Below are 9,137 nucleotides of genomic sequence, written 5' to 3'. Positions count from 1 at the left end.
CCCCCCGCCGCCTGGCGGCCCACCGCGCCCGGACAGGTCCAGCTCGTCTCCTGCGCCGAGCCGATCGACGAGGACACCGGGCTCGGCGAGGAGGCGGCGCGATGCCCCCGCTACTCCCGCCTCACCGTCTTCGAACGCAGCCAGACCGGCACCGTCACCCTCTACCGGACGCGATACCTGGTCCGGCTGCTGGAGGCCCGCACCGGGCGGGAGGTCCGCCGGTTCGAGATCACCGGCGCCGACGAGGTCTGCCCCGTCTACGGCCAAGAGCAGGCGATCATGTATCGGTCGGGGATTCTGCCGTCGCAGTACCGGGCGACGCTGGCCCCCTACGTCGAGGGCCCGGCCCTCTGAACGGGAACCTCCGGGCCACCGCCCGGACCGCTCCCCGGACCGGCGCCGTCCAGGGCGCCGGGCGGCGCGGTGCCCGGGCCGCCAGCGGCGCCAGCGTCACCGCCGTCCACGCCGCCGCGGCCGCCGGCGCCCACGCCACCGCCGCGCCCGTCACCGCGAACTTCACCAGCACCGCCGCGATCACCCCCAGCGCGGCGAGGACCACCGCCCACCAGCCGCGCCGGTCACGGCGCGCCGGGCGGATCAGCGCCAGCACCGACACCGCCGCCAGCCCCAGCGTCCACGCCAGCCGCGGCCAGTACAGGGCCGGGTCGCCGCCGGTGGACGCCAGCGCCGCGCCCCCCGCCGCCACCGCCAGCGCGGCCGCCAGCCGCAGCAGCGCACGGTCGCCGCTCACCCGCCCCGGCGCCCACGGCGGCAACGGATCGGCGGGCACCCCCCGCAGCCCCGGGATCAACAGTCGCCCCGCAGCAGGCACGGCGGGATCGACGGCGTGTACCCCGGCGGCAGCAGCCGCGACGGGTCCAGCGTCGGGAACAGCCGGAACGTCGGCGCCGGGTCCGGCGTCGGCGTCCCCGCGCGGGGCGCCACGGTCGGCACCACCTCCACCTCCGCCGGCGCCGCGCCGCAGCCGCGCAGCGGCACCGACACCACCGCCAGCACGCCCACCGCCACCAGCGCGACCCGCGCCGGCGCCCACCACCGCGGAACCACCGCGGGCGCGGCGGCGGGCGCGGTCAGGTCCGGATCGGCGAGCGCGTCGCGGGCCCGGTCCGCGGTGACGCGGCGCGCCGGGTCGGGCGCCAGCAGCCCCATGATCAGCTCGGTCAGGCGCGGCGGGCCCTGCGGCCGCGGCGGGCTGTGGGTCAGGACGGCGCCCAGCGCCGCGAGCGGCTCGTCGCGGGCGAACGGCGCCGCCCCCGTCAGCGCCGCGTACAGCAGCACCCCGAGCGCGAACAGGTCCGACGGCGGCCCGGCGGGCACGCCGCGCAGCCGCTCGGGCGCGATGTAGCCGGGCGTCCCGATCGGCAGCCCGGTCCGGGTGATGCGCTCCTCGTCGTCCATCGCGGCGATGCCGAAGTCGGTGAGCACCACCCGCCCGTCGTCGCGGCGGAACACGTTGCCCGGCTTGACGTCGCGATGCACCACACCCTCCTCGTGCGCGGCGCGCAGCGCCTCCAGCACGCCGCGGCCGACCTCCGCGACCCGCCCGGGCGGCAGCGGCCCCAGCTCGGCGATCTCCACGTCCAGGCCGTGCCCCGACAGCAGCTCCATCACGATCCACGGCCGCCCGCCGGAGGCGAACACGTCGTGCACGCGGATCACGTTCGGGTGCCGGACCCGGGCGGCGGCGCGCGCCTCCCGCAGCGCCCGCTCCACCATCACCGCCCGCCGCTCCGGCGCGGCCCCGTCCGGCAGCAGCAGCTCCTTGACCGCCACCTCCCGGCCCAGGACCGTGTCGGTGGCGCGCCACACCGCGCCCATCCCGCCGCGGCCCAGCAGCACCTCCAGCCGGTAGCGGCCCCGCAGCACGGTCACCCGACCTCCCCTCTCCAAGCGTCAGCGTTCTCGGGCGCGCAGGTACGACACCACCGCCTCGGCGGTGGCGATCAGCGACGCGCGGACGGTCGCGGCCGGGTCCCCGTACGGCTCGACCCGCACGCTCAGCACCACGTTGGAGTCGCGGAAGGTGACCTCCATCAGGTGGACCGTGCCGGTCCCGGCCGAACGGACCTCGCGGATGAACGCCTCGTCGGCGACGCCGTCCAGCGGCCGGGGGCGGCGCGCCCGCATCTCGACCCCCGGGGGAAGCGAGCTGGGGAGCACCCGGTAGGTGTAGGGGTACCGCCTCTCCCCGTCCAGGTCGAAGCGGCTCAGGAACCGCAGCCAGCGGTGCGCGGCGCCGACCGAGGAGAACCGCAGCGCCGCCGGGCTGCCGTGCTCGCTCCGGTACCCCTGGTACCAGCGCAGGCTGTACCCGGAGCCGGACCAGCAGCTGCGGACGCCCGACGCGGCGTCCCCCGCGGCCTCGAACGCGACGTTCCGGACCGTCAGCGGGCACGGCGCGAGCCCCGCGCGGTAGGCGCCCGCGCCGCGCGGCCCGGCGACCGCGTCCGGCAGCAGGAACAGCGCGGCGGCCACCGCCATCGCGGTCAGCCACGCCACCTCCGGCAGCAGCCGCCCCCGCAGCCGCGGCCGCCGTGACCGGCCGGCGGCCACCCGCCGCAGCGCCCGCTGCACGTCGGCCGGGTCCGGGCGGTCGGCCGGGTTCTTGCGCAGCAGCGCCGCCAGCACCGGCCGCAGCGGGCCCGCCCTCCGGGGGCGCGGCGGCGCCTCGGTGAGCGTCGCCGCCAGCGCCGCCGCGTCCGACGCCCGCGCGAACGGGCCGCGCCCCTCCACCGCCGCGTACAGGGCCGCGCCGAGGGAGAACAGGTCGCTGCGGCCGTCGACCGTGCCGCCGTCCAGCCGCTCGGGCGCGATGTAGCCGGGGCTGCCGATCACCGTCCCGGTCCGGGTCAGCGCCGGGTCCCCGGCCAGCTCGGCGATGCCGAAGTCGGTGAGCACCACCCGCCCGCCGGGACCGGGGGCGAGCATGATGTTGCCCGGCGTCACGTCCCGGTGCAGCACCCCGGCGGCGTGCGCGGCGCGCAGCGCGTCCAGCACCGCCGCGCCCACCCGCGCCGCCTCCGCCGGCGGCAGCGGCGCCGCCTCGCGCAGCGTCACGCCCTCGACCAGCTCCATCACGATCCACGGCCGGTCGCCGTCGTCGAGCACGTCGTGCACCACCACGATCGACTCGTGCTCCAGCAGCGCCGCCGCGCGCGCCTCCCGCACCGCCCGCGCCATCAGCCGCCGCCGCTCGTCCGGCTCCAGGCCGTCCGGTGGCAGCACCTCCTTCACCGCGACCCGGCGCCGCAGCACCCCGTCGACCGCCTCCCACACCCGGCCCATGCCGCCGCGCCCGAGCTCGCGCACCAGCCGGTACCGGCCACCGATCCGCACGGCGCCGCCGGACGGACGGGCGTCAGCGGATGGACGGGTGCCATCGGGCGGGTTCACGCGATCACGCTCCGGCGGGGGCGGGCCGAATGATCATCGACCAGGCTAACCGCCCGGGCCCGGCCCTTGTGATCATCTGCCCTGTATCGGCCACGCGGCCGGTTCCGGCGGGCGCGGTGTCGTGGACGGGCGCCCGGCGCCGGGTTAACTTGCCTGCAAGGACCTTGATCGTCGGGACTGCTCGGGGGCGGGAGGGAGCCGACATGTACCGTCGCCGCACGGATGGACGCCGGCACGGACGTCGGCACCGGCTCGGGCGCCGCTGGCTCGCCGGGGTCACCGCCGGGACGCTCGCCGCCACCGGCCTCGCCGCACTGGCCGCGCCCGGCGCGCAGGCGGCCGGCGGGCACGGCCGCAACCCGCACCTGACGCGGATCCTGCGGGCGATGACGCTGGAGGAGAAGGCCGCGCAGCTGTTCGTCCTGCAGATCTACGGCAAGAGCGCCGACACCGCCGATCCCGCCGCCGTCGCCGCCAACCGCAAGCTGTACGGGGCCGACAACGCCGCGCAGGTCATGGCCCGCTACAGCCCCGGCGGGTTCATCTACTACGGCGAGAACGTCACCGACCCGCGCCAGCTCGCCGCGTTCTCCAACGGCATCCAGCGCGCCGCGCTCGCGCAGCGCCACCGGATCCCCGCGACGATCGCCATCGACCAGGAGGGCGGCATCGTCGCCCGCGTCCAGCCGCCCGCCACCCAGTCGCCCGGCGCGATGGCGCTGGCCGCCGGGCGCAGCACCGGCGACGCCCGCGCCCTGGCCCGCATCACCGGACGGGAGCTGCGCGCCATCGGCGTCAACCAGGACTACGCGCCCGACGCCGACGTCAACGTCAACCCCGCCAACCCCGTCATCGGCGTCCGGTCCTTCGGGTCCGACCCGGGCCTGGTGGCCTCCATGGTCACCGCGCAGGTCGGCGGGTACCGGTCGGCGGGCGTCACCCCGACCGTCAAGCACTTCCCCGGGCACGGCGACACCACCACCGACAGCCACACAGGCGTCCCCGAGATCGACCACACCCGGCAGGAGTGGGAACGGCTCGACCTGCCGCCGTTCCGCGCCGCGATCGCCCGCGGCGCCGACTCGATCATGACCGCGCACATCGTGGTGAAGTCGCTGGACGCCTCCGGCGACCCCGCCACCCTGTCGCGGCCGATCCTCACCGGCATCCTGCGCGAGCGGCTGCGCTACCGCGGCGTCGTCGTCACCGACGCCCTGGACATGGACGGCGTCCGCGCCAAGTACGGCGACGAGCGCATCCCCGTCCTCGCCCTCAAGGCCGGCGCGGACGTCCTGCTCAAACCGCCCGCCGACGCCGGCGGCACCGGCGTGTTCCCCCGCCAGCTCGCCGCCGTCGTCGCCGCCGTGAGATCCGGCGAGCTGACCGAGAAGCGCATCGACGAGTCGGTGTACCGGATCCTGGAGCTGAAGCACAGGCGCGGCCTGTTCCGCGCCCCCTACGCCGACGAGTCCAGGATCGACGACGTCGTCGGGACGCCTGCGCACCTGGCCGCCGCGCAGCGCGCCACCGACCGCACCACCACCCTGATCAAGAACGGCGCCGGGGTGCTGCCGCTGCGGCCCGGCCCACGCAGCGTGCTCGTCACCGGGTGGGGCGTGTCCACCACCGCGGCGCTCGGCACCGAGCTCGCCCGGCGCGGCGCCACCGCCACCGTCCGGCAGACCGGCCTCAGCCCCGGGCAGGCCCAGATCGACCAGGCCGTCGCCGCCGCGCAGGGCCAGGACCTCGTCGTCGCCGTCACCAACCGCGCCTGGGACGTCAAGGACGAACCCGGCCACAACGGCCCGGGCCAGACCACCCTCGTCAAGGCGCTGCTCGCCACCGGCAAGCCCGTCATCGTCGTCGCCGTCCGCGACCCCTACGACATCGCCTGGTTCCCCGAGGCCCCCACCTACCTGGCCACCTACTCCTACACCGCCGAAGCGCTGCGGTCGGCGGGCAAGGCGCTGTTCGGCGAGCTGGACCCGCAGGGCCGGCTGCCCGTCACGATCCCCGTCCGCGACGAGCCCGGCACCGCCCTGTACCCGTTCGGTCACGGGCTCGGCTACGGCCGCTGACCCGCGGCCGGGCGCCGCCGGGCGCCGCTGACCGGGCCCCCGCGACGGTCAGCGGCGCTCCGCGCCCGCCGAGCCGCGCCCGCCGAGCCGTGCGCGCTAGCCGAGCGCGGCGAGCTCGTCCAGCAGCGCGGCCAGCTCGCGCGGCGCGGAGAACATCGGCCAATGGCCGGTGGGCAGCTCCCGGTAGGTCCAGGTCGGGCCGGTCATCCCGGCGAAGATCGGGTCGCCCTCCTCGCCCATCTGCCGCACCGCCGCCAGCGGGATCGTGCAGGCGACGAGCGTGCGGGGCGTGTCCGGCAGCGGGTCGGGACGCGCGGCCGGCTGCGTCGCCGTCCCGAACGGCTGCGGCGTGCCGCGCTCGCGCATCACCGCCAGCTGCTCCCCGGTCAGCCCGGCGAGGTTGACCGGGTCGTCGGCGGGGTCGAACGGCGGCACCGGGATCAGCCACCCCTCGCCCTCGTCGGCGACCTGCTTCTCCAGCGCCGCGCGCGCCTGCGGGTCGTGGAAGTCGATCCCGGCCAGGCCCGACGGCATCGGCCCGGTGTCGACGTACACCACCCGCGCGATCCGCTCCGGGATCCGGTCGGCCGCGGCGGTCGCGGCCATGTTCGCGCCGCTGTGCGCCACCAGCACCACCCCGGTCAGCCCACCGCGCTCGATGACCTCGACGATGTCGGCGGCATGGGTGTCGACGTCCACATCCGGCGCCGCCTCACCCTTCCGCTCCGCCATCCCCGCCAGCGTCACCGCGTGGACGTCGTGGCCCGCGGCGCGCAGCGGCCCGGCCACCTCATCCCACGCCCACGCACCCAGCCAGTACCCCGGAACCAGTACGAACGTCGCCATCTCTCAGCCGTCCTTTCTTGACGATGCTCCACACGCTACGGTCGATACCGGACAGAAACCGCCCGGATTAGGTGAGCGACCCGTGTCACATCCCCTGCCGTCCGGGTCGTCGCACCCGACGACCCGTGTCCTGGCCATGCTCGAATTGCTGCAGGCCAACCACCGCATGCGCGGCGCGGACCTCGCCGGGCGGCTCGGCGTGGACGAGCGCACCGTCCGCCGGTACGCCGCGCGGCTGGAGGACCTCGGCGTCCCCGTCGTCGCCGAACGCGGCCGTCACGGCGGCTACCGCCTCATGCCCGGCTACAAGCTCCCGCCGCTGATGCTCACCGACGACGAGGCCACCGCCGTCGTCCTCGGGCTGCTGGCCGGGCGCCGGATCGGACTGCCCGCGCAGGCCACCGAGAGCGCCCTGGCCAAGGTGCAGCGGGTACTGCCCGCCGCGCTGCGCGACCGCGTCCAGGCGCTGCGCGACACCCTCGACTTCACCCTCGCCGTCCGGGACGCCGCCACACCCGACACCGGCGCCGTGCTCACCCTGGCCGCCGCGGCGCGGGAGCGGCGCCGCGTCCGGCTGCGGTACCGGTCCTGGCGCGACGCCGAAACCGAACGGGACCTGGACCCCTACGGGCTGGTGTTCCACTCCGGCCGCTGGTACGTCACCGGCCACGACCACCGCAGCGGCGAGATCCGCACCTTCCGCGTCGACCGGGTCATCGCCGCCGAGCCGGGCGCCGCGCGGTTCGAGACCCCCCGCGGCGTCGACCCCGTCCAGCACGTCGTCCGGTCGCTGGCGCGCGTCCCGTACGCGCACGAGGTCGAGGTGCTGCTGGAGACCACCCTCGCCGAGGCGCGGCGCCGCATCCCCGCCACCACCGCCACCCTCAGCCAGGAGGACGGGGGAGTGGCGATGACCGCGCGCGCCGAGCGGCTGGACGGGATGGCGCGGATGCTCGCCGGGCTCGGGTTCCCGTTCGTCGTCCGCCGCCCCGCCGAGCTGCGCGGCCACGTCCGCGACTTCGCCCGCACCCTCGAAGAGCAGGCCGCACGGTGACGTCCCGGAGGGTCAGGTCGGTCAGGACGACGCGGTGCGGGCGTCCCACTCGTGCCGCAGCATCGCGTACACGACCTCGTCGCTCCACTCGCCCTTGACGATCTCGTTCTGCACCAGGTGCGCCTCCCGGCGCATCCCGAGGCGCTCCAGCACCCGCGCGGACGCGGCGTTGCGGCCGTCCAGCCGCCCGCACACCCGGTGCAGGTCCAGGCCCTCGAACCCCAGCCGCAGCACGACCTCCGCCGCCTCGGTCGCGTACCCCTGCCCGTGGAAGGCCGGGTTGAAGATGTAGCCGATCTCTCCCTGCCGGTGCTCCCTGCTGCGCCACTGCAGGTTCACCTCGCCGATCAGGTCGCCGGTCTCGCGCCGCACCACCGCCAGGACGAGCCAGTCGCCCTCCTTCTCCACGGTGGACGCGCTCATCTTCTGCTTCAGGAACTCCCGCGACTCCTCCCGGTCCCGCGGCTCCCAGTACAGGAACCGCGCCACCTCGGGCAGCGACTGGTAGGCGTACAAGCCATCGAGGTCGCCCTCGCGGAACGGCCGCAGGGTCAGCCGCTCGGTCTCGATCGGGTAAGCCGGACGCAGCATGCGCCGATCCTATGCACCGTGTCCGGACTTGTGCGACCCGTGATCCCCGCAGCGCGGGCCCCGGTTTCCGTCCCGCCGGTTCGGTGCCGTGGGTTCAGTGCCGTCCGGCCCGGCGGCGCCCGTGCCGCGGGCTCGGGCCCGCCTCGGGCTCCGGCTCGGCTCGCCGCGCCCCTCCGTCGCCGCCGGGTTCCCCGGCGAGGCCGGCCGCGCGGCGCTCGTCGTCGTCGAAACCGCGGGTGTCGCGGAACTCCACGTAGGGCTCCTCGTCCGGACGGGCCCCGCCCTCGATCGCGCGGCCGCGTTCCAGCTCGGCGTTCATCTCCGCGCCCAGCAGGATCGCCAGGTTCGTGATCCACAGCCACACCAGGAACACGATGATCCCCGCGAGGCTGCCGTAGGTCTTGTTGTAGGAGGAGAACCCCGACACGTACAGCGCGAACAGGCCCGACGCCGCCAGCCACAGCACGATCGCCAGGACGCCGCCCGGCGTCACCCACCGGAACCGGCGCTTGGCGTTGGGCGCCGCCCAGTACAGCAGCGAGAACAGGAACGCGATCACCAGCAGCAGCACCGGCCACTTGGCGATGTTCCAGACCGTGACCGCCTGCGAGCCGAGCCCGAGCAGGTCCCCCGCCTCGCGGGCCAGCGGTCCCGACACCACCACCGCGATCACCGACGCCGACAGCAGCACCAGCGTGACCAGCGTGATCATCACGCGGAGCGGGACGGTCTTCCAGAACGGCCGCCCCTCCGGGATGTCGTAGACGACGTTGGACGCGCGCATGAACGCCCCCACGTACCCTGACGCCGACCAGATCGCCGCCGCCAGGCCCGCCAGCGCGACGATCCCGGCACCGGCGCGGTTGCCCTGCAGCTGGGTGATGGAGCTGATCAGCAGCTGCTTCACCGACCCGGGCGCCATGTCGCCGGCGCTGGCGATCAGGTCCTGCGTCACCGACCTGCCGGCCAGCCCGACCAGCGACACCACCACCAGCATCGCCGGGAAGATCGACAGGACGGAGTAGTAGGTGAGCGCGGCGGCCCAGTCGGACAGGTTGTCGTTGCGGTACTCGCCTGCGGTGCGTTTCAGGGCCCGTCCCCAGGAGGTGGCGGGCAGTTCGGTGGGGGCACTGGGTGCGCCCATGGCGAGCTCC

The 9,137-nt window shown here is 75.8% G+C and carries 9 protein-coding genes; 3 read left to right on the top strand and 6 right to left on the bottom strand.

Annotated elements, in window-relative coordinates; translation table 11 throughout:
• Nucleotides 1-354, top strand: a 354-nt coding sequence (locus E1264_RS43380) for a hypothetical protein (RefSeq protein ID WP_207935926.1), incomplete at its 5' end; no start/stop codon positions are given.
• Here E1264_RS43380 and E1264_RS15125 read toward each other — a convergent pair.
• Genes E1264_RS15125 through E1264_RS15115 form a run of 3 tightly spaced genes read right to left on the bottom strand, consistent with a single transcriptional unit; the run spans nucleotide 278 to nucleotide 3,414 of the window.
• A complete protein-coding gene (locus E1264_RS15125) occupies nucleotides 278-751 on the bottom strand; it encodes a hypothetical protein (protein ID WP_132173828.1) in 474 nt (157 codons plus the stop codon). The genes E1264_RS43380 and E1264_RS15125 overlap by 77 nt on opposite strands.
• 56 nt (nucleotides 752-807) lie before the next feature.
• Nucleotides 808-1,893, bottom strand: coding sequence for a serine/threonine-protein kinase (locus E1264_RS44620; protein ID WP_207935925.1), 1,086 nt, complete (start codon nucleotides 1,891-1,893; stop codon nucleotides 808-810).
• 21 nt (nucleotides 1,894-1,914) lie between these two features.
• On the bottom strand, nucleotides 1,915-3,414 hold the full coding sequence (locus E1264_RS15115; RefSeq protein ID WP_207935924.1) for a serine/threonine-protein kinase: 1,500 nt from the start codon (nucleotides 3,412-3,414) through the stop codon (nucleotides 1,915-1,917).
• 203 nt (nucleotides 3,415-3,617) lie between these two features.
• On the opposite strand from E1264_RS15115, the gene E1264_RS15110 reads away from it, so the two are divergent.
• Nucleotides 3,618-5,492 carry a glycoside hydrolase family 3 protein gene (locus E1264_RS15110; protein WP_132173826.1) on the top strand — a complete coding sequence of 625 codons (1,875 nt, stop codon included), beginning with the start codon at nucleotides 3,618-3,620 and terminating at the stop codon, nucleotides 5,490-5,492.
• A 96-nt stretch (nucleotides 5,493-5,588) separates the two neighbouring features.
• Here E1264_RS15110 and E1264_RS15105 read toward each other — a convergent pair whose 3' ends face one another.
• Nucleotides 5,589-6,338 carry an alpha/beta hydrolase gene (locus tag E1264_RS15105; protein WP_132173824.1) on the bottom strand — a complete coding sequence of 250 codons (750 nt, stop codon included), beginning with the start codon at nucleotides 6,336-6,338 and terminating at the stop codon, nucleotides 5,589-5,591.
• Between the two features lie 82 nt (nucleotides 6,339-6,420).
• Here E1264_RS15105 and E1264_RS15100 point away from each other — a divergent pair, with 82 nt between their 5' ends.
• The gene (locus tag E1264_RS15100; RefSeq protein WP_243710942.1) at nucleotides 6,421-7,392 is read left to right on the top strand and encodes a YafY family protein; all 972 of its coding nucleotides are present in this window, start codon (nucleotides 6,421-6,423) and stop codon (nucleotides 7,390-7,392) included.
• Between the two features lie 21 nt (nucleotides 7,393-7,413).
• Here E1264_RS15100 and E1264_RS15095 read toward each other — a convergent pair whose 3' ends face one another.
• Complete coding sequence (locus tag E1264_RS15095; protein WP_132173822.1) at nucleotides 7,414-7,983, bottom strand: GNAT family N-acetyltransferase; 570 nt, start codon at nucleotides 7,981-7,983, stop codon at nucleotides 7,414-7,416.
• A gap of 94 nt (nucleotides 7,984-8,077) precedes the next feature.
• Nucleotides 8,078-9,127 carry a YihY/virulence factor BrkB family protein gene (locus E1264_RS15090; RefSeq protein ID WP_132173820.1) on the bottom strand — a complete coding sequence of 350 codons (1,050 nt, stop codon included), beginning with the start codon at nucleotides 9,125-9,127 and terminating at the stop codon, nucleotides 8,078-8,080.
• Nucleotides 9,128-9,137 lie beyond the last annotated feature (10 nt).

Origin of the sequence: Actinomadura sp. KC216 (genome assembly GCF_004348535.1) — a bacterium.
GTDB lineage: Bacteria > Actinomycetota > Actinomycetes > Streptosporangiales > Streptosporangiaceae > Spirillospora.
This window is presented reverse-complemented; position numbering and strand designations above follow the sequence as displayed.

Excerpts from the sequence above, each read along its gene's own strand:
- E1264_RS15095 (WP_132173822.1), bottom strand. The coding sequence starts at position 7,983 with ATGCTGCGTCCGGCTTACCCGATCGAGACCGAGCGGCTGACCCTGCGG.
- E1264_RS15110 (WP_132173826.1), top strand. The coding sequence starts at position 3,618 with ATGTACCGTCGCCGCACGGATGGACGCCGGCACGGACGTCGGCACCGG.
- E1264_RS15105 (WP_132173824.1), bottom strand. The coding sequence starts at position 6,338 with ATGGCGACGTTCGTACTGGTTCCGGGGTACTGGCTGGGTGCGTGGGCG.
- E1264_RS15090 (WP_132173820.1), bottom strand. The coding sequence starts at position 9,127 with ATGGGCGCACCCAGTGCCCCCACCGAACTGCCCGCCACCTCCTGGGGA.